Source organism: Vogesella sp., assembly GCF_046297735.1.
Classification (GTDB): domain Bacteria; phylum Pseudomonadota; class Gammaproteobacteria; order Burkholderiales; family Chromobacteriaceae; genus Vogesella; species Vogesella urethralis.
On the sequence record NZ_JBKBHK010000001.1, the window covers coordinates 108,874 to 132,630 of the forward strand.

Genomic DNA, 23,757 nt, shown 5'->3' on the forward strand with positions numbered 1-23,757 from the left:
GACACGTGTGTTACAACATAACATGTTTACTGTTACGTTATAACGCTGGAGTTCGCCATGACCGCCAAGCAAGACCCTCGCCTGCCCGTTACCGTGTTGTCCGGCTTTCTGGGTGCCGGCAAGACCACGCTGCTGAACCACATCCTGAACAACCGCGAAGGCCGCCGTGTTGCAGTGATCGTCAACGACATGTCCGAGGTGAACATCGACGTACGGCTGGTGCGCGAGGGGGGCGCGGCGCTGAGCCGCGCCGAAGAAAAGCTGGTGGAAATGAGCAATGGCTGTATCTGCTGCACGCTGCGCGAGGATTTGCTGGTGGAAATCCGCAAGCTGGCCGCCGCTGGCCGTTTCGATTACCTGCTGATCGAGTCCACCGGCATTGCCGAGCCGTTGCCAGTGGCGGAAACCTTCACCTTCCGTGACGACGACGGCCACAGCCTGTCCGATATCGCCCGGCTGGATACCATGGTGACCGTGGTGGACGGCTTCAACTTCCTGCGCGACTACAGCTCGCAAGACTTCCTGCACCAGCGCGGCGAGGCGGCCGGCGACGAAGACGAGCGCACGGTGGTGGACCTGCTGATCGAGCAGGTGGAGTTCTGCGACGTGATTGTGCTGAACAAGACCGACCTGATGTCGGCCGACGACATCCTGCGCCTGGAAGCCATCCTGGCTACCCTCAACCCGCGCGCGCGCATCGTCAAAAGCCACTTTGGCCGCGTGCCGCTGCACACGGTACTGGACACCGGCCTGTTCGATTTCGATGCCGCCGCCGACGCGCCGGGCTGGCTGCAGGAACTGCGCGGCGAACACGTGCCGGAAACCGAAGAGTACGGCATTACCAGCTTTGTCTACCGCGCGCGCAAGCCCTTTCACCCGCAGCGCTTTTACCAGTGGGTGCAGCAGGGCTGGCCGGGTGTGGTGCGCTCCAAGGGTTACTTCTGGCTGGCCACGCGGCCGATGCTGGTGGGCAGCTGGTCGCAGGCCGGCGCCATGTCGCGTCACGGCCTGGGCGGCTTGTGGTGGGACGCGGTAGACCGCGAAGACTGGCCGCAGGACGACGAAAGCCGCGCCATCATCGCCAGCCGCTGGGCCGAGCCGTGGGGCGACCGCCAGCAGGAGCTGGTGCTGATCGGCATGGGCATGGACCAGGCTGCCCTCACAGCGGCATTTGACGCCTGCCTGCTCACCGACGCCGAGCTGGCCGCCGGCCCGGCCGCGTGGGCGGCGTTGCCGGACCCGTTCCCGCACTGGGGCGAAGCCGAAGAAGAACACGTCGAGGTACAGCCGGCATGAAGGGCGACATCCTGATCCGCAACGCCCGGCTGGTGAACGAGGGCGGAGTCAGCGAAGGCGACGTGCTGGTGCGCCACGGCCGTATCGAGCGCATTGCCGGCGCCATCGACGCCGACGCCACCCGCCACATCGACGCCGGCGGCGACTGGCTGCTGCCGGGCATGATCGACGACCAGGTGCACTTTCGCGAGCCGGGGCTCACCCACAAAGGCTGCATTGCCACCGAATCGCGCGCGGCGCTGGCCGGCGGCATTACCAGCTTCATGGACATGCCCAATACCACGCCCACCACCACCACGCTGGACGCGCTGGCGCACAAGGAATGGTTGGCCGCACAGCACAGCGCGGCCAACTACGGCTTCCACTTCGGCGCCGCCAGCGACAACCTGGACCTGGTGGCCGCGCTGCCGCCGGAGCGGGTAGCCGGCGTCAAGGTATTCATGGGTGCCAGTACCGGCAATATGTTGCTGGACGAGCCGGTGTTGCTGGAGCGCCTGTTTGCCAGCGTGCCCACCGTGCTGCTGGCGCACTGCGAACACACCCCCACGGTGGAAGCCGACAGCGCCCGGCTGCAGGCGCAATACGGCGACGCGGCCACCGCGGCGCTGCACCCGCAGGCCCGTAGCGCCGAGGCCTGCTGGCGCAGCAGCAGCCTGGCCGTGGGGCTGGCGCGGCAGTTTGGCACCCGCCTGCACGTATTGCACCTCACCACCGCCCGCGAGCTGGCGCTGTTCGACGCCGGGCCGTTGGCCGGCAAACGCATTACCGCCGAAGCCTGCGTCCACCACCTGTTGTTTGACGAGGCCGATTACGCCACGCTGGGCAACCGCCTGAAGTGCAACCCGTCGGTGAAAAGCGCCGCCGACCGCGCCGCCTTGCGACAAGCCTTGCAGGATGGCCGCCTCGACGTCATCGGCACCGACCACGCGCCGCACACCACCGAAGAAAAGGCGCGCCCGTACTGGCAGGCGCCTAGTGGTTTGCCGCTGGTGCAGCACGCCTTGCCGGCCCTGATGGGGCTGGTGGACGACGGCGTGTTGACGCTGCCGCAGCTGGTACAGAAAACCAGCCACAACGTGGCCGAGCTGTTCGCCATCCGTGAGCGCGGTTACCTGCGCGAAGGTTACTGGGCCGACCTGGCCTTGCTGGCACGCGGTGCCGGCCCGGTACTGCCGGTGATGTCGCGCTGCGGCTGGTCGCCGTTCGAGCAGCGCCCGTTGCGTCATCACGTGCGCGCCACTGTGGTGTCCGGCCAACTGGGCTGGTACCAGGGGCAGGTGTTGCCGGGCGTGCAGGGCAGGGCCTTGCAATACCAGCGCAGCGGAGGCGGGCGATGAACGACGTGGTGGTGTGCAATGATCTGGCCGGCTTGCCAGCCATCCTGCAGCCATCGGTGCAGCTGCTGCACTGGCAGCGCCCGTTGCCGCCGGCCATCGCGCCCTATCTGGCCGGCCTGGCCGCCGACGGCCGGCTGCGGCTAGGGCTGCGCGGCCAACTGCAGCCCGGTGAGCAGCCAGACCTGAGTGCCTGGCCTGCCGCGCCGGGGCGGGACGCTGCCGCCGCCGATCTGGCGCTACTGGCCGACCTGTTCGGCACGCTGCTGGGCTGCCCGCAAGTGGGCTGGCGTATCGAGGTGCTGCAGCAGGCGATGTGCCCGCGCTTTCATGTGGATCGCACCGGCATCCGCCTGGTGTGCACCTGGCAGGGGGCCGGCACCGAATGGCTGGCCGAAGCCGACGCCGATCGCCGCTATCTGGGCGCCGCCAGCGGCGGGTTGCCGGATGTGGCAAGCGGGCTGATGCGCAGCGAGCAAGTTGGCCGCAGCGTGGCCGGTGAGGTGCTGCTGTTGAAGGGCAGCTTGTGGCAGGGCAATGCCGGGCGCGGTGCCATCCACCGCTCGCCAGCGGTAGACGGCGATGTACCGCGGGTGATGTTGGCGCTGGATGCGCTGTGGGAGCAGGGCGGGTAATCACCCCCGTGATTGCATTTGCCTATGGCATGCCGGTTACAGACGGTTACGATTTGCTTGATCTGGATCAGGTTTGGCGGATGTACATGGCTCGGGCTTATTGCTACGATAAAAAGAATTAATCTCATTTGACGTTCTTCGCATCGATCGCAAGGAGCACGCTTTGTCCCACTCTGCTACCCCGCTGCACCTGTTGCCCAAGGGCACCCGTGCCACCATCGTTGACATCGCCAGCCACAGCCACTTTGGCCAGCTGGACGCGCAGGTGACGTTGCGCCTGAAAGAGCTGGGCTTCCTGCCCGGCGCCGTGCTGCAGGTGATCGGCTTTGGCCTGTTTGGCGCCGACCCGGTTGCCGTACGCATCAACGGTACCAAGTTCGGCCTGCGCCGCAGCGAAGCCGCCAAGATCATTACCTCCGTCCATCCTGCCTGATTCCGTCATGTCCCAATCCCTTTTGCGTTTTGCCCTGGTGGGTAACCCCAACTGCGGCAAGACCGCGCTATTCAATAGCCTGACCGGCGCCCGCGCCAAAGTGGCCAACTACGCCGGCGTCACCGTCGAAAAACGGCTGGGCCCACTGGCCGGCCTGGGCCGTCCGGCCGAGCTGATCGACTTGCCCGGTACCTACAGCCTGTATGTGGCTTCCCCTGACGAGCAGGTGGCGCGTCGCGTCATCCTGGGCGAAATGGCCGGTGAAGCCGCCCCCGACGCGCTGCTAGCGGTAGTGGACGCCACCAATATCAAGCTGGGCCTGCGTCTGGTGCTGGAGCTGCAGGCGCTGGGCTTGCCGATGATCCTGGCGCTGAACCTGGCCGATGCGGCGCGCAGCCGTGGCATTACCATCGACACCGCCATGCTGTCGCAACAGCTGGGCATGCCGGTGGTGGAAACCGTCGCCGTGCGCAAGAACGGTGTCGCCGACCTGCAAGCCGTGCTGGCCGAGTGTGCGGCCAACGCCGGCAGCCGCAGCGGCCGCCTGGCCTTGCCGGAACGCGCCGAGGCGGTGGAAGACCTGTACGCTCGTATCGACCAACTGCTGGCCGCCAGCGTGTCGGCGCCGTCGCAAGCGCCGGCCTGGCAAGACAAACTGGACGCACTGGTGATGCACCCGGTGCTGGGCCTGCTGCTGCTGGCGACCATCCTGCTGCTGATGTTCCAGGCGGTATTTGCCTGGGCAGCGCCGGTGATGGACGGCATCGATGCCGCCATGGCCTGGCTGGGCGAAACCGCCGGCGCGCTGCTGCCGGCCGGCATCCTGCACGATTTCGTGGTGGATGGCCTGATCGCCGGCGTCGGCGGCGTGCTGGTGTTCCTGCCGCAGATCATCATCCTGTTTGCTTTCATCCTGGCGCTGGAAGACTCCGGCTATCTGCCGCGTGCGGCCTTCTTGCTGGACCGTCTGATGCGCGGCGTGGGCCTGTCCGGCCGTTCGTTCATCCCCATGCTGTCCAGCTTTGCCTGCGCGGTACCCGGCATCATGTCCACGCGCAGCATTGCCGACCCGAAAGAACGGCTGGTCACCATCCTCACTGCACCGCTGATGACGTGCTCGGCGCGGCTGCCGGTGTACGCGGTGGTGATCGGGGCGTTTGTGCCGCAGCAAAGCGTGTGGGGCGTGTTCAACCTGCAGGGCCTGACGCTGTTTGCCTTGTACATCGCCGGTATCGCCAGTGCGGCGCTGGTGGCCTGGGTGATGCGCCGTCGCGAGGCGGCCAGCCAGAGCTTTCCGCTGCTGCTGGAGCTGCCCAACTACCGCTGGCCCAATGCTTACCATTTTGTGCTGGGGCTGAAAGAGCGGGCGTGGATTTTCCTGCGCCGCGTAGGCACCGTCATCCTGGCCTTGTCCATCGTGCTGTGGTTTCTGGCCACCTTTCCGCATGCCCCGGCTAACGCCACGCTGCCGGCCATCGAATACAGCTTTGCCGGCATGTTGGGCAAGACCATGCAGCCGCTGTTCGAGCCGCTGGGTTTCAACTGGCAGATGTGCATTGCGCTGATTCCGGCCATGGCCGCGCGCGAGGTGGCGGTGAGCGCGCTGGCAACCGTGTACGCGGTGGGCGGGGAAGATGCACTGGGTAGCGCGCTGGCACACGACTGGGCATTGCCGGTGTCCTTGGCCTACCTGGCCTGGTTTGTGTACGCCCCGCAGTGCCTGGCCACCATTGCGGTGGTACGCCGCGAAACCAACTCGCTGCGCGCTACCGTCATCTTCACCGCTTACCTGTTTGCGCTGGCCTATTTGGGCGCGCTGCTGGTACGCCATATCGCGGCCCTGTGGGCCTGAGGCAAGGAGACGAACATGAATGAAGGCATCCAGGGCGCCATCGTGGGCCTGATGGTGGCGGGCGCTGCGCTTTACCTGTTGCGCAAGTATCTGCCGCGCCGGCGCAAGGCCGCGCCGGGCAGTGCCGGCCAGGCCGGTAGCTGCGGCAGTTGCGGCGGCTGCAAGGGTGGCGGCTGCCACTAAGCGGTGCCTGCATCTTGCCAACCACAACCCTGCCCGATGGCATAATGCCAGTCAGTTAACGCTGACTGGCGTTTTTTGTTTAGGGGTTTGCTGCGTTGAAGTACGCTAGTGTGTCCGCTCTGCGGACGATGATTAGATGCCGGTTCCGCCCGTGACCGAGCGAGGCAAGCGCAGCGTCGCGAGGGAATAAGACGGGAAAGGGGGCGGGTTGCCGCCCCCTTTTCATTCCCCCGCAACCCGGGGCTGCTCGAAACCCCGGTCAAAACGGCACGCCCCAGGCGCCGCCGAACTTGCCCCTCGCTAACGGCTCGGGGCTCAAACAAATCGGCGTCTTAAAACCTGGGGCGAACCATTTTGACCGGCTCGCGCCAACGGGATGGGGCGCTTCACTCACGTCCTGCTACGTGAAAACCAATCACATTCGCTTAACTGACAGGCATTAGCCCGATGGCAGGGTTGTTCATTTGCAGCACGCCATTCTTGAGCCGCGGTCGTGCCTGATATAGGCTCAAACATATCGATACCTATGGCTGACAATAATGAAAATAACCTTGCTGGCGGGCTGCGTTGCTGCCTGCCTATGGCCGCTGATGCCGGCCACGGCAGCCAATATCCGCGCGTACACCGAGGCGCTGCCGCCGCTGAATTTTGCGCAGGATGGCCGCGTTACCGGCTTTGCCAGTGACTTGCTGCGCGAGATGGCCGCCGAGGCTGGCCACAGTGTGCAGCTGGAGGTGATGCCGTGGATACGCGCCTATCGCACCGTCAAGCAGCAGCCAGGCAGCGCGCTGTACAGCATCGTGCGCAACCCGGAGCGTGAGGCGCTGTTCAAGTGGGTAGGGCCGATCGCGCCGCGCCGGATAATGGTGTACGCGCAGGCCAGCCGGCCCGACGTGGTCATCCGTCAGCAGCAAGACCTGCTGCGCTATCGGCTAGGGGTGTTGGCCGAGTCCAGCGCCGCCAGCCAACTGCTGCAACTGGGCTTGCCGGCCACGCAGCTGGAGTACGGGCAGAGTGACGAGGTCAACCTGAAGAAGTTGCTGCTCGGGCGCGCAGATGGCGTGGTGATGCTGGACTGGGCCATGCGCTGGCAGCAAAAACTGCAGCAGGTGGACGCTACCCGCATCCGCCCGGTATGGACGCTGGATCAGCGCTACCAGTACTGGTTTGCCTTCAATAAAGATACCGACCCCGCCCTGTTGCGCAGTCTGCAGCAGGCGCTAGACCGGCTGCGTGCCGACGGCCGGCTGGCAGCCTTGCGCAAGCGTTACGGCGCCTGATCCCACGGCGCGCCGGCAAAGCGCGCCAGCAAGAAATCCAGCAGCGCCCGTACCGCCGGCGACAGGTGCCGGCGCGACGCATACAGCGCATAGATGGTCATTTGCGGTACCGCCCATGCCGGCAGCACCTGTTGCAGTTGGCCGCTGGCCAGCAGCGGTGCCGCCAGATAAGTGGGTTGCAGCGCAATGCCGCCACCGGCCAGCGCCGCGTGCAGCAGCACGGTGGCTTCGTTGGCGGTAAAGCGGGTGGGCACGCTGACGCTTTGCCATTCGCCATCACGGCCAAAGCGCCAGGTACTGCGGCCAAAGTTGGCGTAGCCCAGGCAGCGGTGGCGGGCGAGGTCGGCTGGCTGTTGCGGCCAACCTTGCGCCGCCAGGTAGGCCGGGCTGGCCACCAGGACCGATTCGCAGCTGGCCAGCGGGCGGGCAATCAGCGCCGGGTCCGGCTCGCTGCTGATGCGGATGGCCAGGTCGATGCGCGCCTCCACCAGGTTCAGCGCCGCGTCGCCCACGTTCAGGTCGATCTTCAGCTGCGGGTGCAGGGCCAGAAAGTCGCTGATGGCCGCCGCCAGGTGCGCGTGGCCGAACGACATGCTGCTGGTCAGCCGCAGTTGGCCGCGCAGCGTGCCGTCCGGCGGCGCCACCTCGTCTTCGGTTTCTTCGGCCAGTGCCAGCATCTGCAGGCAGCGGCGCAGCGCCTGCTCGCCGGCGTCGGTCAGCGTGACGCGGCGGGTGGTACGCTGCAGCAGGCGGGCGCCCAGCCATTGCTCCATCTCGGCCACGTAGCGCGTTACCATCGCACGCGACATGCCCAGCCGCTCGGCGCTGGCGGTAAAACTGCCGCTGGCGGCGACGTCGGCAAACACCTGCATGGCGGTCAGTCTGTCCATTTTCTGCTCGATTTGTGCAACAAATATGCGCAGATTATCGCGTTTATCTGCGCGCTTGGTGAAATTATAGTGTCGTCCATACCAGATGCACCACGCGGCAGCGTTTGCCGCCCCACTGAAAGGACTGACCATGATTCGCCAAACCCTGCTCGCTGCCTCTTTTGCCCTGGCCTTCGGCGCCGCTCACGCTGCCGAGCCGCTGAACCTGAAGGTGTACAACGCCGACGGCAACAGCTTCCACGCCAACGCCGTAGTGGTGAGCGGCAAGAGCGAGGCGGTGGTGATCGACACCGGCTTCACCCGCGCCGACGCCTACCGCATTGCGGCCAACGTGCTGGACAGCGGCAAAACGCTGAAAACCATCTTCATCAGCAACGCCGACCCGGACTACTACTTTGGCGCCGAAGTACTGAAGCAGATCTTCCCGCAGGCCGAGGTGGTGACTACCGCCGCCGTGCGCGAAAAGATCAGCGCCAAACTGGCCGGCAAGGTTGCGTTCTGGGGCCCGAAAATGGGCGCCAACGCACCGGTGAACCCCATCCTGCCGGCAGCACTGACCACTAACAAGCTGACCGTAGACGGCGAAAGCATCGACATCCGCGGTACCAGCGGCGTACTGGCGCATCGCCCTTACGTGTGGATTCCGTCCATCCGCGCCATTGCCGGCAACGTAGCCGTATTCGGCAAACTGCACGTGTGGACCGCCGACACCCAGCAAGCGGGCGAACGCCAGGCCTGGATTGCCCAGCTGGACGAAATGAAAGCGCTGAAACCGGCGCTGGTGGTACCGGGCCACATGCTGCCGGGCACCGCGTTGGATGCGTCGGCCATCGATTACACTCGCCAGTACCTGCTGCGCTTCGATAACGAAGCGGCCAAGGCCAAGACCGGCGCCGAGCTGATCGACGCGATGAAACGTGCCTACCCGGAAGCGGGCCTGGGCATTGCGCTGGATATCGGCGCCAAAGTGAACAAAGGTGAAATGAAATGGTAAGCGCCACCCTGCATTACTACTACGACCCGCTGTGCGGCTGGTGCTACGGTGCCGCACCGCTCACCGCCGCGGCGGCCGCCATCCCCGGCCTGCGCGTGGCACTGCACGCCGGTGCCATGATGAGCGGGGCCAATCGCCAGCCGGTCAGCCCGCAGCTGCGCAATTACGTGCTGCCGCACGACCAGCGCATCCATGCGCTGACGGGGCAGCCGTTCGCGGACGCCTACTTCAACGGCCTGTTGCTGGATACCAGCGCCGTGTTCGACAGCACGCCGCCGACGCTGGCGATTCTGGCCGCCGAAGCACTGGCCGGCCGTGGCCTGGCCATGCTGCACCGCATTCAGCACGCGCATTACGCCGAAGGCCGCCGCATTGCCGATAGCGACGTGCTGCAGGCCCTGGCCGCCGAACTGGGGCTGGACGTGGTGGCGTTTGCTGCCGAATACCAGCGCCAGGCTGGCGAGTTCGACGCCCACGTTGGCCGCAGCCATCGTGACATGGCGGCCAACGGTTTGCGCGGCTTCCCGTCCTTGCTGCTGGAACTGAACGGCAAGCTGCAAAAGCTGGACATCTCGCCGTGGCTGGGCCAGCCCACCGCCTTTGCCGGCCACGTGCAGGCCTTGCTGGCAGGCGCTACCGCCGGTGAGGTTGCCGACGGCACGTTCTGTACGCCGCAAGGCTGCCACTGAGTCTTGGTCTTGCTTTGGGAGGTCAAAAAAAACAGCGGGTTGCATTGCCAGCCCGCTGTTGAAGTTTGATTGCTTTTACTGAGGCAAACCATCTTTGCCGTAAAGCGGGGACCGCGGGCCGTACAGTAAACCATTGGGTCGCGGTGACAATAAGCGCTGGCTAGTCAGTGCGGCATAGCTATGGGACTGTTCTGTGAGGTTGTTGGCAATTTGCTTGATGACGGCAGTGACCAACAAACCTACAAGACCACCGCTGTTATTATTGCTTTGTTCCGCGCTGGACGCGGAGGCGCTACCGTTCCACAGTAATTTTCCGGTTTTTAGGTCTACAAGACGTGCATCAGCAGAGACAGTAACGTCACTGCTGATGACCGTGTAGGTGCTGCCATATCGTTTGACATCAACGTATAGAGCGGCGTCAGCACCGAAGATCTCGCGTAACTTGGACGGTGATACCGCATGAATATCGCCAGGATTGTTTAGACCGTTATTGCGGAACATCTCGTCTACAACGGCAACCGGGTAAACATAGTAACCGGCTTCACCCAAAGGCAGACTCATTTGCGACAGCATACTGTAGGTTGCTTTCACATCCGGAGAGCTGTTGAGCGGTGGCAGAATCAGTACCGAGGCCGGTTTGCTTTCTCTATAAGCAGTGTAGTCATACGCCTGCGGGGTAGCGCAGCCAGCCAGTAACAGGCTCGCTGCAACAACCGACAATAAGCTGGTCTTGATTTGTTTGCGCATGTCTTTTCCTTATTTCTTGAAGTTGCGCATCAGATAATCGATGAACGAAGCAGACTCGGGATAGAGTGTTTTCTCTAACTCGAACTCTTGCTTTGCTTGGTCCATTCGGCCGACTTTGCTGTACAGCATGGCTAGGTGGCCGTGATATCCTGGGGGTAGCTTAGCGCCGCTGGCGCGTGCCTTTTCCATTTCAGCCTCCAGCGCAATGATCTGTGCTTCGGTACTGCTGCCGTCACCTTTGAAGTACTCGTATACCTGTGGCTGATAGCTACCCCAGTGATATAGCGGTTTGCTTTGGCTAGCGCATCCAGTCATCACCAGACCCGTGAGCAGTACGGTTGCCAAGTTTTTCAAAGCATGTTTCATCAGTTACCCCTTACTGACCTGGCTGCCAGGAGCCGGACTCAATGCCTTTGACCAGATTATTCACCGCTTCGCGTACCGCAAGATCCAGTACTTTCCCATTCAATGTGGAGTCATAGCTGGCAGTGCTACCAAAACCTATGACTTCACGACTGGAAAGTGCGTACTCACCGGCTCCCTGAGCAGAGAAAACGACTTCCGAAGTCTGAACATTCACAATATTCAGATTTACCTTGCTGTAAGCAACCTGCTGTTTGCCACGGCCAAGCAGACCGAATAGCTGTTGATCACCCACTTCTTTGCGGCCAAATTCTGTGACGTCGCCAGTAATCACGTAATCAGCGCCACGGATTTTTTGTGCCTGGTTTTTGAGTTTGGCTTCCTGGCCAATCTCGGTCATATTGTCGCGGTCCAGCACGTTGAAGCGGCCAGTCTGTTGCAGGTGTGTGATCAGAATGGTTTTGGCTTGACCGCCCAAGCGATCAACGCCGTCAGAAAAGATTCCGCGCATATAGCTTGAGCGATTGTCAAACTTGCCTACCGAAATCGGACTGCGGGCACCGGTATATGCCGTACCGGCACTGGCTACCTTAGGCACATCCAGCACACGAGCTTGTTCGGTGGTAGTGCAGCCGGCCGAAAGAATTACCAACGATGCCAATGCGGTAGAGAGCAATGCTTTTTTCATGATGAGTCTCTTATGAGTTGGAGTGACTTCGTCCTGAGAACTGGTCTCAATAAAATGCTCACTTATGATATTTGAAATTCCATTAGCGTGCATTATTGAGATGGGCAGAATCTCTCACTCTTTATGACCACATCACCGCTTTGCAAGGCAACATCTTCCAGCAATCGTTGCTTTATTTGAGGGTTGGATTTGTTCTGGCAGACCAAACCCATCGGTATGCCGCCAGCCGCTTGTCACGCTCAATCCAGCTTGCCGGTTGCCCGCAGATGCGAGGCATAGACATTGTCTGCCGTCAGCGCGCTGCCGCTGGCCAGTGCGGCCAGCCAGTCGTCGGTGCTGGCTACGGCGGCGAAGCCGGTGTGCATCACCGTGCAGTAGACGCGGTGGATTTCCTCGGCGCTGGCGCTGCCGGCGGCGTTGCGGTACGGCAGCGAGCCGCTGGCGTCGTGCAGCAGCTCCACCCGGTAGCCGTCGTGGCTGGCGTGGAGGATGGTGCTGGCATCGCAGTTGTGGGTCATGTAGCCGCAGATGGTCAGTGTGTCGATGCCGCGTTCGCGCAGCCAGGCGTCCAGCCCGGTGCCGGTAAAGCAGCTGGCGTACTGTTTGTCCAGCAGCAGCTGGTGCGGGCGGGCGGCCACCTCGGGGTGCCGCGCCGCGCCGTGGCTGCCGGTGGCAAAGATCGGGCTGCCGGCCGGCGCAATGTGGCGTACCACGACCACCGGCACGCCGGCCAGGTTGGCCGCATCCATGGCCTGCAGGATGCGCGGCAGCGTTTGTTCGCGCGGCGGGTAGCTGATGGGCAGCTGGCCGTCGAAGTATTCGTTCTGTACGTCGATCACGATCAGGGCGCGGTTCGGGGTGCTCATGGCGGTTTCCTTGTCGGGTTGGTGTGTCACACAGTGTGCCGTGCCGGCGTCGCCGCCGTGAGTGGCCCGAATGCCAATATCCGTTAAGATCAGGCCAATCAAGACTCAGGCGGGGGCGTTATGCGACAGGTAGCGGTGGTGGCATTTGACGGCATCAGCCCGTTTCATCTGGCGGTGCCGTGCGCGGTGTTTGGCGAACGCCACGGCGCGGCGCTGGGTTACCGTTTGCAGGTGTGCAGCTGGGAAGACGGACCGCTGGCCAGCAGCGCCGGCTTCCAGTTGCACGGCCTGGCCGGCCTGGCCGAGTTGACGCGGGCCGACGTGGTGATCGTGCCCAGCTGGCGTAACGTGGACGAGTTGGCCGCGCCAGCGCTGCTGCAGGCGCTGCGCGACGCCCACGCCCGTGGCGCGGTGGTGATGGGCTTGTGTCTGGGCGCCTACGTGCTGGCGCAGGCCGGCTTGCTGGATGGCATGACGGCCACCACGCACTGGGCGTTTGCCGACGATTTTGCGGCGCGTTTCCCGGCGCTGACGGTGGCGCCGGATAGCTTGTACCTGGACGACGGCCAGGTGCTGACCTCGGCCGGTACTGCAGCGGCCATCGACTGCTGCCTGCACTTGTTGCGGCGGCAGTGCGGCGCGGCGGCGGCAGGGCAGGTGGCGCGCTATCTGGTGACGCCGCCGCATCGCCAGGGTGGCCAGGCGCAGTACATTGCGCAACCGTTGCCGGCCAACACCCGCGACGATCGCCTGAGTGGCCTGCTGGACGAGGTGCGCGCCAGCCTGGTTGCGCCGCATACGCTGGATAGCCTGGCGGCGCGCGTGCTGATGAGCCGGCGCACCTTTACCCGCCATTTTCGCCAGCTAACCGGCAGTACGGTGCAGCAATGGCTGCTGGCCGAGCGGCTGGCGCGGGCGCAGCAGTTGCTGGAAACCACAGCGCTGCCGGTAGAGGCCATTGCGCAGCAGGCCGGTTTTGGCAGTGCAGCGTCGTTGCGGCTGCACTTTCGCCGTCGCTTCGGCGTTGCGCCTGGCGACTGGCGGCGCAGCTTTGCCGGCTAGCTGCGGCGTCAAGCTTGGCTACGGTAGCCGCTCACGGCTGGGCCCGGCACACTTCTTCCTTGCCTTGCCATTCCCACACCACGGTGGCTTCGCCGTGGTGCTCCCACAGCCAGCTGTTGCGGCCGGCGTAGCGGGCGCCGCTGGCCGCCGGCTGTTGGTACATCAGCTCGCTGCGGTCGCCGCGCTCGGCAATCAGCGTGGCCGGTTCGGTGGCGTAGAAGCGCACCTGCATGTCGTTGGCCGCATTGGCGCCGCACTGGTAGCGAACCTGCGCCAGCGGGGCGAGCAGCTGGTAGCGTGCCTGCAGCTCGGCCATGCGTAGCGTGTAGCTGTCGCGTACACAGGTGGCCAGATCACCCGCTTTCCAACAGTCGTTGCGGCCCTTCACCCAGCCGCGCTGTTCGGCTCTCAGCGTGGCCTGTTGCGGCTGGCCGGCCTTGGCCAGGGCCGCGCTGTAGACCGCTGCCAGCTGGCGGTCCAGGCTGGCCAGCGCCGGCGTGCGGCATACCAGGCGTTCGGCGCTGCTGGCGGCCTGCTGGCAGGAAAAGGACGGGCCTTGCGCCGCAGCTAGTGGCGGCAGGCAAAGCAGCGCAGTCGTGAGCAGTTTGTTCATGATGATTTGCCGGATGGGTGATTTATGGTCTGTTTATGCCGAAAGTTGGCGTTTTATTTCCAAAAAGATATTTAACTTTTCTTCATGCCTGTGTTCTTATAGAAATTGATGATTTTATGGCGTGTCATGTTGCCGTCCGTTGCGGGCAGGCCAGACATGCCGGTGAAGGAAACAGGCATGAACGCAGCCAAGCGTATCAAGAAAATGTTGGATGAAAACAGCCAGTGCAAGCAACTGGCAGTGTTGAAAGAGTTGGCCCTGGCGCTGGAACTGAAACTGCCATTCGACCTGACCGCGCTGGCGCAGCTGGACGGCGCGCATTTCCAGCTGGCGCAGCACCTGCTGGCCGACTGGCACGGCGAGCAGCATATCGACGCCCGCGGCCGCCTGATCGAACGCCTGCTGGCAGAAAACCCGGCGCTGATGCGGCCACCGGTAGTACGGCGTGCCGTGCGGGGTGCTGCGGTCAAGGCCAGTCAGCCGGTAGTGTAGGGGCTAGGGCCTGTTAACACTATTTCTTGCTGCGGCGCAGGCTATAGCGTTGACAGGCCCTAATCCAGATAGTCGTGCATGCGCTGCTGGTATAGCCGCTCGCGCTGCGCGCCTACCTGGCGCCACAGGCAGGCCGCCACCGCCGGGTTGCGGGCGGCGTAGCTGCGCGAAAAAATCAGGTAATAAGATTTGGATACCACCGGCGGCTGCAGCTTCACCAGGTTCAGGTTGTCGTGGCGGGCCAGGTAGCTGTCGCCCAGCGGTTCGTGGGTAGCGTAGGCATCGATGCGGCCAGCCTGCAGTTTCAGAAAGTTTTGCTCCACGCTGCTGGCCGGCTCGGCCGGTATGCCCAGCCGCGCCAGGTCGAGGTTGATGGACCAGCCCAGATTGGTGCCCACCTTGCGGTTCAAGCCCTGCAGCGTGGTGCCGTCCCACTGCAGGCGGTGTCCGGCGCGGGCGTACAGCACATAGCTGAGGGTGGCCAGCCGCTGTGCCTCGGCCGGTTTGCCGTTTTGCAGCGGGTAGGCCGCGTAGGCGGCCCGCTCGGCGGTGTAAGACAGCAGGCCGGCGCCATCCAGATCGCCGTTTTCCAGCTCCTTCAGCATGCGCGTACCCGGCAGCAGCTTGATGCGCAATGCCACGTCGCAGTTGGCCGCCGCCAGTTGCAACAGTTCCACGGCTACCCCGGGCAGGGTGGCCGGCAGGGTGGCCTCGCCCAGCTTGTACGGGGGCGTTGCCTGGTCGCCCAGGCCCAGCAGCAAAGGGGTGGCCGCGTGGCAGGCCAGGCTGCACAGGCAGGCAACAGTCAGGATGGCTCTCACAGATCGGCTCCGCTAAAGCACGTCACTTTAAGACAGTACTGTGACAGTCATGTGGCCGTCACGCTAGCAATAAGCGCTTTTTATCGGTGTCGACATGCCAGTGCGCAATCAGCTTGCGGCGCCAGGCGCAACAACGCCCTGCGGGCAGCTGCCGGCAGGGCGTGGCGGGGACGGGTTGGCAGCGCTTACAGCGCTTCCAGTGCCAGCAGCTCTTCCACCGTCTGGCGGCGGCGGATCAGGCGGTCGCTGTCGCCGTCTACCAGCACTTCGGCGATCAGCGGGCGGCTGTTGTAGTTGCTGGACATCGACGCGCCGTAGGCGCCGGTATCGTGGAAGACCAGCAGGTCGCCCACGTTGGCCGCCGGCAGGCTGCGCGGCAGCACAACGCCGCCGTCGCCCTGGGTGAAGACGTCGCCCGATTCGCACAGCGGGCCGGCGACCACACTGGGTTTCTCGTCACGCAGTACGCCATCTTGCGGTACCACGGTGATGTGGTGGTAGCTGCCATACATCGACGGGCGCATCAGCTCATTGAAGCCGGCGTCCACCAGCACGAAGTGGTTGCGGCCAACGTCTTTGGTGGCGCGCACTTCGGCCAGCAGGTTGCCCGATTCGGCCACCAGGTAGCGACCCGGCTCGATTTCCAGCGCCAGCGGGTGGCCCAGCAGCGCGGCGGCCTGGTGACGGGCGGTGTCCCACAGGCCAAAGTAATGCGCGGTATCGACGCTGGCGTCGCCGTCGCGGTAGGGGATGGACAGGCCGCCGCCAGCAGAAATGGCGTGCAGGTCGTGGCCGGCGTCTTTCACCAGGCGCACCAGGTTCACCATGGCGCCGCACACTTCTTGCAAGTGGCCGTAATCGACGCCGGAACCGATGTGCATGTGCAGGCCCACCAGCTGCAGGCCGTGCTGGCGGATGACGGCCAGCGCCGTCGGCAGGTCGCTGTGCCAGATGCCGTGCTTGCTGTGCTCGCCGCCGGTATTGGTCTTGTTGCTGTGGCCGTGGCCAAAGCCGGGGTTGATGCGCAGCCACACGCGGTGGCCGGGGTGGGCGGCACCCAGCTGGTGCAGCATGTCGATGGAGCCGGCGTTCACCGGGATGTTGTGTTCCACCACCAGCGCCAGCGTGTCGCGGTCGATCAGGTCGGCAGTAAACACAATGCCGGACGGCTCGCCCTGGGCGTCGTAGCCGGCGGCCAGCGCGCGCAGGATTTCGCCACGCGACACCGCGTCCACCTTCACGCCCTGTTCGCGCATCAGGCGCAGGATGTGGGTGTTGCTGCAGGCCTTCTGCGCAAAGCGGATAGTATCGAAGGCGGCCAGCTCGGCAATGCGCTGGCGGATGGTGGCGGCGTCGTACGTCCACAGCGGGGTGCCGTAGCGGGCGGCCAGGCCGGCCAGGCGGGAAGTGTCGGGTGTTTGCATCGCTTTGTCCTGTTATATGAGCCGTTGTGCGGCGTGTTGCCCTGCATCATGCCCGCTGCCGTCTATTCGGTAAAATGCTATTATTTTTGCAATCCATTCATTTTTGATATGAGGCAGGCGTGGAGATCAGTCACCGCCACATCGAAGTGTTTCGCGCCATCATGCTCAGCGGCAGCGTTACCGGCGCCGCCACGCTGTTGCGCACCTCGCAGCCCACCGTCAGCCGTGAGCTGGCGCGGCTGGAGCAGTTGCTGGGCTACGCGCTGTTCCTGCGTGACAAGGGGCGCTTGCAAGCCACGGCGCGGGCGCTGGCGCTGTACGACGAAGTGCAGCGCGCCTACGTCGGCCTGCAGCGGGTAAGCGAAACCGCGGCCAACCTGGCGCGGCTGGATCAGGCGCAGCTGGCGCTGGTGTGCCTGCCGGCGTTTGCCCATGCCTTGCTGCCGGCGGTGTGCCGCCGTTTGCACGCGGTGGCAGGGCAAGCACGGGTGGCGATTACGCCGCAGGAATCGCCGCTGCTGGAAGAGTGGCTCAGCGCGCAGCGCTTCGACCTGGGCCTGACCGAGCACAGCGAGGCACCACCCGGCACCCGCCTGCAAGCGGTGCTGGAGGCCGACGAGCTGTGCGTGCTGCCCGAGGGTCATCCCTTATTGGCGCATGCGGTGCTGACGCCGCAGCATTTTGCCGGCCAGCCCTTTGTCAGCCTGTCGCCGGACGACCGCTACCGCCGTCTGCTGGACGCGGTGTTCGAGCAGGCCGGTGTCAGCCGCCAGCTGCTGTGGGAAACGCACAGCGCGGTGTCGGTGTGTGCGCTGGTGCGCGAAGGGCTGGGCGTGGCCATCGTCAACCCGCTTACCGCGCTGGCGATGGCCGGCCACGGCTTGCAGCTGCGCCGTTTTGCGGTGTCGGTGCCGTACCGCGTCAGCCTGGTGCAGCCGCTGTACCGCCCGGCGTCGCCGCTGAGCGCCACTTTTATCGATATGCTGCAGCAGGAAGCCGTCAGCCTGCAGCAAAGCTTGGCCGCGCTGTAGTCGCTGCAGTCGGGCGGGCCGAGCCGTACCTAAAGCAGCGCGTGAGCCCGCCGCCTGGCGCTTAAGCAGACCAGCCTGGTTGGCGCGCTAAACCAGCTTTGTTATTGCCGTCAGCTTGGCCGCATGGTGCGGCCAACCCTTATCATACGGCGGCGCTTTGCCGCCAGCGGGAGACCCCATGCGCAAGATCGTCATTGCCCCCGATTCGTTCAAGGAAACCCTCAGCGCCCGCCAGGTGGCCGACATCATCGCTGCCGCGCTGGCACCGCATCTGCCGCATACCGAGCTGCACACCGTGCCGGTAGCCGACGGCGGCGAAGGCACGCTGGACGCGCTGTTGGCCGCCACCGCCGGCCGCTATCACTATCTGGACGTACGCGGCCCGCTGGGCGCGCCGGTGCGGGCGGCGTGGGGCATGCTGGGCGACGGCGAAACGGCAGTGGTGGAGATGGCCGCCGCCAGCGGCATTGCGCTGGTGCCGCGTGAACAGCGTGACCCGCTGCGCGCCTGCAGCTACGGCACCGGCCAGCTTGTCCGCGCCGCGCTGGACCACGGCGCACGGCGGCTGATTCTGGCCATCGGCGGCTCCGCCACCAACGACGGCGGCGCCGGCATGTTGGCCGCATTGGGGGCGCGGCTGCTGGATGCCGCCGGCCAGCCGCTGCCGCCAGGCGGTGCGGCGCTGGCGAACCTGGCCACGCTGGATCTGGCCGGGCTGGACGCGCGGCTGGCGCAATGCCGCATCGACATCGCCTGCGACGTGCGCAACCCCTTGCTGGGCGAGCACGGCGCCAGCGCGGTATTCGGCCCGCAAAAGGGCGCCACGCCGGCCATGGTGGCGCAGCTGGACGCCGCGCTGGCGCATTACGCTGCCGTGCTGCACGCCGCTACTGGCTGCGATGCGGCCAACTTGCCGGGCAGCGGCGCCGCCGGCGGCATGGGCGCGGCCGCGCTGGCGGTGCTGGGCGGGCGCATGCAGGCCGGCATCGAACTGGTGCTGGACGCGGCAGGGTTGGCCGCCGCCGTGCAGGGCGCCGACCTGGTGATTACCGGCGAAGGCCGGCTGGACGGGCAGAGTGCCTTTGGCAAGACCCCGGTGGGCGTGGCCACGCTGGCGGCGCGCTACGGTGTGCCCACCATTGCCATTGGTGGCAGTCTGGGGGACGGCGTAGAAACGCTACAGCAGCACCACATCCGCGCCGTGTTTGCCTGCGTGGACCGCATTACCACGCTGGAGGCGGCGCTGGGCAACGCTGCGGCCAACCTGGCGCGGGTGGCCGGCAATGTGGGCGCGCTGCTGGCGCTGCGGGGCAAGCCCTAGCCACTGGCCGGGCGGGCAGGGTGTTGCTGATGGCATGGCGGCGGGCGCTGGCAATTGTCATAGTAATGTATCGAAACACTACGGATGGGCTTTGTTGCACAAATCAGCCGCAGGTCGAACTACCCCAATCCCCAGACGGACTTATCCCATGCGGACCGTTTGCGGCGTGCCCAGTGCTGTGAAGCGATTCAAAATCGCGGCACAGATTTGAAGCTCCGCCACCTGTCGGTCAAAGTCTCGTGACTTGACTTGGTCCGCCAGTAACTTGAAGCAGTCCATCTGCGTTTCGACCAGGCTACGCCGATGGTAGCCACGCCACTTTTTCCAGAGCGTGCGTCCCGGATACTTCACCGAACGTAGCGACTCGTTGCGAGCCTGATTCCCCGGTGCATTCCCTTTCCAGAACTGGCCGTTTCGACGTGGAGGAATGATGGCCGCAGCACCACGATCCGCAATCGCGGCATGACACAAGCGCGTACCATATACGCCATCCGTGGTTGCCATCACCAACTTCACGGTCGGTGGTTTTTGCGACAGCAGCTCCGGCAGCATCGTGGCATCGCCCGTACGATTGTCGGTCACTTCTATTGCCCGGATTGCCAGCGTTGGCGCATCTATGCCCAGATGCAGTTTGCGCCATTGGCGGCGGTAGTCGGCACCATGCTTCTTCACCTTCCACTCGCCTTCACCCATCATCTTGATACCAGTGCTATCCACCAGCAGATGCAGACAACCCTGTTTCCTCTGCACCGGAATGCGCACCTGCAGGTCTTTCTGGCGGCGGGAAAACGTGCTGAAGTCAGGAACGGCCCAGTCAAGTCCAGCCAGGCGCAACATGCTTTCGACCATGCCTGTGGCTTGGCGTAGCGCCAGGCGAAAGAGGCATTTGATGGTGAGGCAGAACAGGATGGCGGCATCGGAGAAAGTGGGCTGCCGTCCGCGTCTACCGGTGGCCAGAGCCTGCCAGTTCATATGCTTGTTCAGCCAGAGAAGGAACTGCCCTCGCTGCTTGAAGGCGTGGTTGTAGGTCTGCCAGTTGATAGTTTGGTACTTGGGAGGGAGGGGCTTGCTCATGCGGTCATTCTACCGGACGGACGAAAGCCCTGATTGGTGCAACAAAGCTTACTGAATTGGGTGGTCGGAGGCGATGGGAGAATTGTTCTAGGACATTGGCGCGGCCAGGCTGTGCCAATACCCTGGCGAAGGGACTCACGCGGCGGGTGACAAAAGCGGCGTCAAAATGTGCCAAATTGCGCGCGTCGCTACAAGTACCGCCATAAGTACCGTCACTGGTGACGGCATGTCAAGGCGCTGCATGTCGCTCCGTGACATAAGAAAAAACCCCGAAAGCCTTTAGCTATCGGGGTTTTGTCGTTACATGTCTTCCGGTGACATGAGAATTTGGTGGAGGCGGCGGGAATCGAACCCGCGTCCGGAAATCCTCTACGAAGAGATCTACATACTTAGTCGTGTCATTTGGATTTAACCGCTACTACGCCGACGGACAGGCTGAGTATTGGCGAGTTACCTTGCGTTTAACCCTTGCCCAAGTAACCCGGGAAAGAGCGGTCTGATGTGAAATGACTCTACCGAGGTTGCCCTCACAGCCCATCAGCAAGCTGCTGTAGAGTCTAACCGCGATTAAGCGGCCAGAGCGTAAGTTTCGTCGTTTGCGACTATATAAATTCAGTGTTTTACGGGGTGACTGAGATCCCGGTATGCCCTCATCCGCTTCGCAACCCCCGTCGAAACCAGGTCGCCCCCCCAGATAAGAATGCAGAGTATAGCGCTATTTCCGGCCGGCTGCCAGCGCCGGCTCATCGTACCGGTGACAGCGCCTCGATCAGCGCCACTTCCTGGGTGTAGCCCAGGGTCTTCAGGCGTTCCAGCAGCGCCTCGCCATCTACCTCGTACTGGCGGTCCAGCTCGTCGTGCAGCACGCGGCTTTCCACCGCCAGCCACAGGCCGCGGCACGATTCGGCGGTCTCGAAGCGGGTGCTGCGCAGCACGTCGGCCACCAGGCGCAGTTCGTTGTCGCTGAAACGGCGCGACAGCAGCGCCTGCTCGCGACGGATGATCTCGGCGTAACGGTCGCACATTTCCTGGATGCGGGCGTCCAGTGGCGGTTCGGCCGGCTGGTCTTCCAGTGCCTCGGCGTTGAACCAGGCCGCCGCGTCCAGCGTGATGGCCTCGGCCGACTCCTGCCAGCAGTCGTGCAGGGCGCGGGCAAACTGCGGGTTGGCCGCAAAGCTCACCGCCAGTTGCATGGCAGGCGGCGTGTCGGGGCTGAGCAGCTCACCGTTGGCCACCAGCTCGCCGTCTTCGCTGCATTGCACTTCGGCGCGCCAGATGGCTTCCTCTTCGGTGGCCAGGTTGTCGACCAGCACTTCCAGATAGGGCAGCGCCAGTGCCTGGCCTTCATCGGCGGTTACCAGGCGGATGGCGATGTCGAACAGCTGCTGTTTTTCCAGGGTTACCAGCTGCAGACCGTCGTCGTGGCGCAGCAGCGTGTAGCTGCTGCCGGTGTCGTATACGGCCAGGTCATGGCTGTCGCGCGCGCTTTTCAGCAGCTTGCCGCCCAGCGCGTCGGCCAGCTGGTTGATGTCGCGGTCGGCAAGGCCGTAGGCAGTGCGGTAGTCCTGATGCAGGTGCCACAGCGCATTCCAGTCGTACATGGGGTGTCTCCAAAGCAGTTGAATCGCAAAACGCTGGCAGTTTACCGAAATTGTGCTGCCATGGCAGTGCGCGCGGCTACATTTCCGTTCTCCACCTTTGTTATCAATGTGATAAAATCCTTGGGTTTCGCTCAACCATTTTGAGTCACCCATGACCCGACAAATTCGTAACATCGCCATCATTGCCCACGTTGACCACGGCAAAACCACCCTGGTTGACCAACTGCTGCGCCAATCCGGTACCTTCCGCGATAACCAGCAAGTTGACGAGCGCGTGATGGACTCCAACGATCTGGAAAAAGAACGCGGCATTACCATTCTGGCCAAGAACACCGCCATCGAGTACGAAGGCGTGCACATCAACATCGTTGACACCCCCGGCCACGCCGACTTCGGCGGCGAAGTAGAGCGCGTTCTGGGCATGGTGGATGGCGTGCTGCTGCTGGTGGATGCCGTTGAAGGCCCGATGCCGCAAACCCGCTTCGTGACCAAGAAAGCCCTGGCCCTGGGCCTGCGCCCGATCGTAGTGATCAACAAGGTTGACCGTCCGGGCGCACGTCCGGACTGGGTGGTAGACCAGACCTTCGACCTGTTCGACAAACTGGGCGCTACCGACGAGCAGCTGGACTTCCCGATCATCTACGCTTCCGGCCTGAACGGCTTTGCCAAGCTGGATCTGGACGAAACCTCCGACAACATGCGCCCGCTGTTCGACACCGTGCTGAAGCACGTGCCGACCCCGCCGGGTAGCGCCGATGCGCCGCTGCAGCTGCAAATCTCCGCGCTGGACTACTCCACCTACACCGGCCGCCTGGGCGTTGGCCGCGTACTGAACGGCCGTATCAAGCCGGGTCAGGCTGTAGTGGTAATGAACCACGACGATCAGGTAGCGTCCGGCCGTATCAACCAGGTACTGGGTTACAAAGGCCTGGACCGCGTACCGGTTGAAGAAGCCGAAGCTGGCGACATCATCATCATCTCCGGTATCGAAGACATCGGTATCGGCGTCACCATCTGTGACAAAGAGCAGCCGGTTGGCCTGCCGATGCTGTCGGTAGACGAACCGACCCTGACCATGGACTTCATGGTGAACACCAGCCCGCTGGCCGGTACCGAAGGCAAGTTCGTCACCAGCCGTCAGATCCGCGACCGTCTGACCAAAGAGCTGCTGACCAACGTGGCCCTGCGCGTAGAAGACACCGACGACTCCGACGTGTTCCGTGTGTCCGGCCGTGGCGAACTGCACCTGACCATCCTGCTGGAAAACATGCGTCGCGAAGGCTTCGAGATGGCTGTGGCCAAGCCGCGCGTGGTGTTCAAGGAAATCAACGGCGAGAAGTGCGAGCCGTACGAAAACCTGACCATCGACCTGGAAGATGCCCACCAGGGTGGCGTGATGGAAGAAATCGGCCGTCGTCGTGGCGAGCTGACCAATATGGAATCGGACGGCCAAGGCCGTACCCGTCTGGAATACCACATTCCGGCGCGTGGCCTGATCGGCTTCCAGTCCGACTTCATGACCATGACCCGCGGTACCGGCCTGATGAGCCACGTATTCGACGACTACGGTCCGGTGAAAGCCGACCTGCCGGGCCGTCACAATGGCGTGCTGATCTCGCAAGACAACGGTGAAGCCGTAGCCTACGCACTGTGGAACCTGGAAGACCGCGGCCGCATGTTCGTGTCCCCGGGCGACAAGCTGTACGAAGGCATGATCATCGGCATTCACAGCCGCGATAACGATCTGGTAGTGAACCCGCTGAAGGGCAAGAAGCTGACCAACGTTCGCGCCTCCGGTACCGACGAAGCCGTACGCCTGACCACCCCGATCAAGCTGACGCTGGAATCGGCCGTGGAGTTCATCGACGATGACGAACTGGTGGAAATCACCCCGAAATCCATCCGTATCCGCAAACGCTTCCTGCAAGAGCACGAGCGTCGTCGCATGTCCAAGCAAGAAAGCTAAGCAGCGTTTCGCCTGCTGACCATGCCGCCCCGGCGCAAGCCGCGGCGGCATTTTTCATGCCCAATTTGCCTGAAAGGTTGGCCGCAATGCGTGGGTATTTGT

Annotated in this window: 24 protein-coding genes and 1 other RNA gene; 14 read left to right on the top strand and 11 right to left on the bottom strand. The window is 63.8% G+C overall.

What is annotated here, in order from left to right; all coding sequences use genetic code 11:
- The first annotated feature begins 57 nt into the window (after nt 1-57).
- The 7 genes from zigA to ACK4FZ_RS00585 all read left to right on the top strand — a co-directional run bounded on the left by zigA (nt 58) and on the right by ACK4FZ_RS00585 (nt 7,013).
- On the top strand, nt 58-1,296 hold the full coding sequence (gene zigA, locus ACK4FZ_RS00555; RefSeq protein ID WP_409817818.1) for a zinc metallochaperone GTPase ZigA: 1,239 nt from the start codon (nt 58-60) through the stop codon (nt 1,294-1,296).
- Nucleotides 1,293-2,633: a dihydroorotase gene (locus ACK4FZ_RS00560; RefSeq protein WP_409817819.1), complete on the top strand. Its 1,341-nt coding sequence runs from the start codon at nt 1,293-1,295 to the stop codon at nt 2,631-2,633. Before zigA ends, ACK4FZ_RS00560 begins: the two co-directional genes overlap by 4 nt.
- The gene (locus ACK4FZ_RS00565) at nt 2,630-3,265 is read left to right on the top strand and encodes a DUF1826 domain-containing protein (RefSeq protein WP_409817820.1); all 636 of its coding nucleotides are present in this window, start codon (nt 2,630-2,632) and stop codon (nt 3,263-3,265) included. The genes ACK4FZ_RS00560 and ACK4FZ_RS00565 overlap by 4 nt, the downstream gene beginning before the upstream one ends.
- A gap of 163 nt (nt 3,266-3,428) precedes the next feature.
- The gene (locus ACK4FZ_RS00570; RefSeq protein WP_409817821.1) at nt 3,429-3,698 is read left to right on the top strand and encodes a ferrous iron transport protein A; all 270 of its coding nucleotides are present in this window, start codon (nt 3,429-3,431) and stop codon (nt 3,696-3,698) included.
- 7 nt (nt 3,699-3,705) lie between these two features.
- The gene (locus tag ACK4FZ_RS00575; RefSeq protein ID WP_409817822.1) at nt 3,706-5,550 is read left to right on the top strand and encodes a ferrous iron transporter B; all 1,845 of its coding nucleotides are present in this window, start codon (nt 3,706-3,708) and stop codon (nt 5,548-5,550) included.
- Between the two features lie 15 nt (nt 5,551-5,565).
- Nucleotides 5,566-5,733 carry a hypothetical protein gene (locus ACK4FZ_RS00580; protein WP_409817823.1) on the top strand — a complete coding sequence of 56 codons (168 nt, stop codon included), beginning with the start codon at nt 5,566-5,568 and terminating at the stop codon, nt 5,731-5,733.
- A gap of 539 nt (nt 5,734-6,272) precedes the next feature.
- Nucleotides 6,273-7,013: a substrate-binding periplasmic protein gene (locus tag ACK4FZ_RS00585; RefSeq protein WP_409817824.1), complete on the top strand. Its 741-nt coding sequence runs from the start codon at nt 6,273-6,275 to the stop codon at nt 7,011-7,013.
- On the opposite strand, the gene ACK4FZ_RS00590 is transcribed toward ACK4FZ_RS00585, so the two are convergent.
- Nucleotides 7,001-7,903 carry a LysR family transcriptional regulator gene (locus ACK4FZ_RS00590; protein ID WP_409817825.1) on the bottom strand — a complete coding sequence of 301 codons (903 nt, stop codon included), beginning with the start codon at nt 7,901-7,903 and terminating at the stop codon, nt 7,001-7,003. The two genes, ACK4FZ_RS00585 and ACK4FZ_RS00590, sit on opposite strands and share 13 nt — an antisense overlap.
- 130 nt (nt 7,904-8,033) lie before the next feature.
- On the opposite strand from ACK4FZ_RS00590, the gene ACK4FZ_RS00595 reads away from it, so the two are divergent.
- Both ACK4FZ_RS00595 and ACK4FZ_RS00600 read left to right on the top strand, forming a co-directional pair.
- Nucleotides 8,034-8,897: an MBL fold metallo-hydrolase gene (locus tag ACK4FZ_RS00595; RefSeq protein ID WP_409817826.1), complete on the top strand. Its 864-nt coding sequence runs from the start codon at nt 8,034-8,036 to the stop codon at nt 8,895-8,897.
- Entirely contained in the window at nt 8,891-9,586 is a 696-nt protein-coding gene (locus ACK4FZ_RS00600) for a DsbA family protein (RefSeq protein WP_409817827.1), read from the top strand. The genes ACK4FZ_RS00595 and ACK4FZ_RS00600 overlap by 7 nt, the downstream gene beginning before the upstream one ends.
- A 75-nt stretch (nt 9,587-9,661) precedes the next feature.
- Here the strand turns inward: ACK4FZ_RS00600 and ACK4FZ_RS00605 are convergent, their stop codons facing one another.
- The 4 genes from ACK4FZ_RS00605 to ACK4FZ_RS00620 form a co-directional block, all read right to left on the bottom strand.
- Nucleotides 9,662-10,333, bottom strand: a complete 672-nt coding sequence (locus ACK4FZ_RS00605) for a DUF799 domain-containing protein (protein WP_409817828.1) — start codon at nt 10,331-10,333, stop codon at nt 9,662-9,664.
- 9 nt (nt 10,334-10,342) lie between these two features.
- Nucleotides 10,343-10,699 carry a DUF4810 domain-containing protein gene (locus ACK4FZ_RS00610; RefSeq protein ID WP_409817829.1) on the bottom strand — a complete coding sequence of 119 codons (357 nt, stop codon included), beginning with the start codon at nt 10,697-10,699 and terminating at the stop codon, nt 10,343-10,345.
- A 10-nt stretch (nt 10,700-10,709) separates the two neighbouring features.
- Nucleotides 10,710-11,384 (bottom strand): CsgG/HfaB family protein, encoded by a 675-nt coding sequence (locus ACK4FZ_RS00615; protein ID WP_409817830.1) that lies wholly within the window; start codon nt 11,382-11,384, stop codon nt 10,710-10,712.
- 239 nt (nt 11,385-11,623) lie between these two features.
- Nucleotides 11,624-12,250: a cysteine hydrolase family protein gene (locus tag ACK4FZ_RS00620; RefSeq protein ID WP_409817831.1), complete on the bottom strand. Its 627-nt coding sequence runs from the start codon at nt 12,248-12,250 to the stop codon at nt 11,624-11,626.
- Nucleotides 12,251-12,370: 120 nt separating this feature from the next.
- Between ACK4FZ_RS00620 and ACK4FZ_RS00625 the strand changes: the two genes are divergently transcribed.
- Nucleotides 12,371-13,312: a helix-turn-helix domain-containing protein gene (locus ACK4FZ_RS00625; protein ID WP_409817832.1), complete on the top strand. Its 942-nt coding sequence runs from the start codon at nt 12,371-12,373 to the stop codon at nt 13,310-13,312.
- A 31-nt stretch (nt 13,313-13,343) separates the two neighbouring features.
- On the opposite strand, the gene ACK4FZ_RS00630 is transcribed toward ACK4FZ_RS00625, so the two are convergent.
- On the bottom strand, nt 13,344-13,925 hold the full coding sequence (locus ACK4FZ_RS00630) for an MliC family protein (protein ID WP_409817833.1): 582 nt from the start codon (nt 13,923-13,925) through the stop codon (nt 13,344-13,346).
- Nucleotides 13,926-14,102: 177 nt separating this feature from the next.
- Here ACK4FZ_RS00630 and ACK4FZ_RS00635 point away from each other — a divergent pair, with 177 nt between their 5' ends.
- Nucleotides 14,103-14,417: a hypothetical protein gene (locus ACK4FZ_RS00635; RefSeq protein ID WP_409817834.1), complete on the top strand. Its 315-nt coding sequence runs from the start codon at nt 14,103-14,105 to the stop codon at nt 14,415-14,417.
- 59 nt (nt 14,418-14,476) lie between these two features.
- On the opposite strand, the gene ACK4FZ_RS00640 is transcribed toward ACK4FZ_RS00635, so the two are convergent.
- Together ACK4FZ_RS00640 and lysA are read right to left on the bottom strand one after the other, a co-directional pair.
- A complete protein-coding gene (locus ACK4FZ_RS00640) occupies nt 14,477-15,238 on the bottom strand; it encodes a substrate-binding periplasmic protein (protein ID WP_409817835.1) in 762 nt (253 codons plus the stop codon).
- Nucleotides 15,239-15,423: 185 nt separating this feature from the next.
- Nucleotides 15,424-16,662, bottom strand: a complete 1,239-nt coding sequence (gene lysA / locus ACK4FZ_RS00645) for a diaminopimelate decarboxylase (protein WP_409817836.1) — start codon at nt 16,660-16,662, stop codon at nt 15,424-15,426.
- Nucleotides 16,663-16,781: 119 nt separating this feature from the next.
- Here lysA and ACK4FZ_RS00650 point away from each other — a divergent pair, with 119 nt between their 5' ends.
- On the top strand, nt 16,782-17,693 hold the full coding sequence (locus ACK4FZ_RS00650) for a LysR family transcriptional regulator (protein ID WP_409817837.1): 912 nt from the start codon (nt 16,782-16,784) through the stop codon (nt 17,691-17,693).
- Between the two features lie 178 nt (nt 17,694-17,871).
- Nucleotides 17,872-19,014 carry a glycerate kinase gene (locus ACK4FZ_RS00655; RefSeq protein WP_409817838.1) on the top strand — a complete coding sequence of 381 codons (1,143 nt, stop codon included), beginning with the start codon at nt 17,872-17,874 and terminating at the stop codon, nt 19,012-19,014.
- 141 nt (nt 19,015-19,155) lie between these two features.
- Here ACK4FZ_RS00655 and ACK4FZ_RS00660 read toward each other — a convergent pair whose 3' ends face one another.
- The 3 genes from ACK4FZ_RS00660 to ACK4FZ_RS00670 form a co-directional block, all read right to left on the bottom strand.
- On the bottom strand, nt 19,156-20,088 hold the full coding sequence (locus tag ACK4FZ_RS00660) for an IS5 family transposase (protein WP_409817839.1): 933 nt from the start codon (nt 20,086-20,088) through the stop codon (nt 19,156-19,158).
- 328 nt (nt 20,089-20,416) lie between these two features.
- Nucleotides 20,417-20,778: a transfer-messenger RNA gene (gene ssrA, locus ACK4FZ_RS00665) on the bottom strand.
- A gap of 53 nt (nt 20,779-20,831) precedes the next feature.
- Entirely contained in the window at nt 20,832-21,689 is an 858-nt protein-coding gene (locus tag ACK4FZ_RS00670) for a hypothetical protein (RefSeq protein WP_409817840.1), read from the bottom strand.
- Nucleotides 21,690-21,840: 151 nt separating this feature from the next.
- On the opposite strand from ACK4FZ_RS00670, the gene typA reads away from it, so the two are divergent.
- Nucleotides 21,841-23,655, top strand: a complete 1,815-nt coding sequence (gene typA / locus ACK4FZ_RS00675; RefSeq protein WP_144374009.1) for a translational GTPase TypA — start codon at nt 21,841-21,843, stop codon at nt 23,653-23,655.
- The last annotated feature ends 102 nt before the right edge of the window (nt 23,656-23,757 follow it).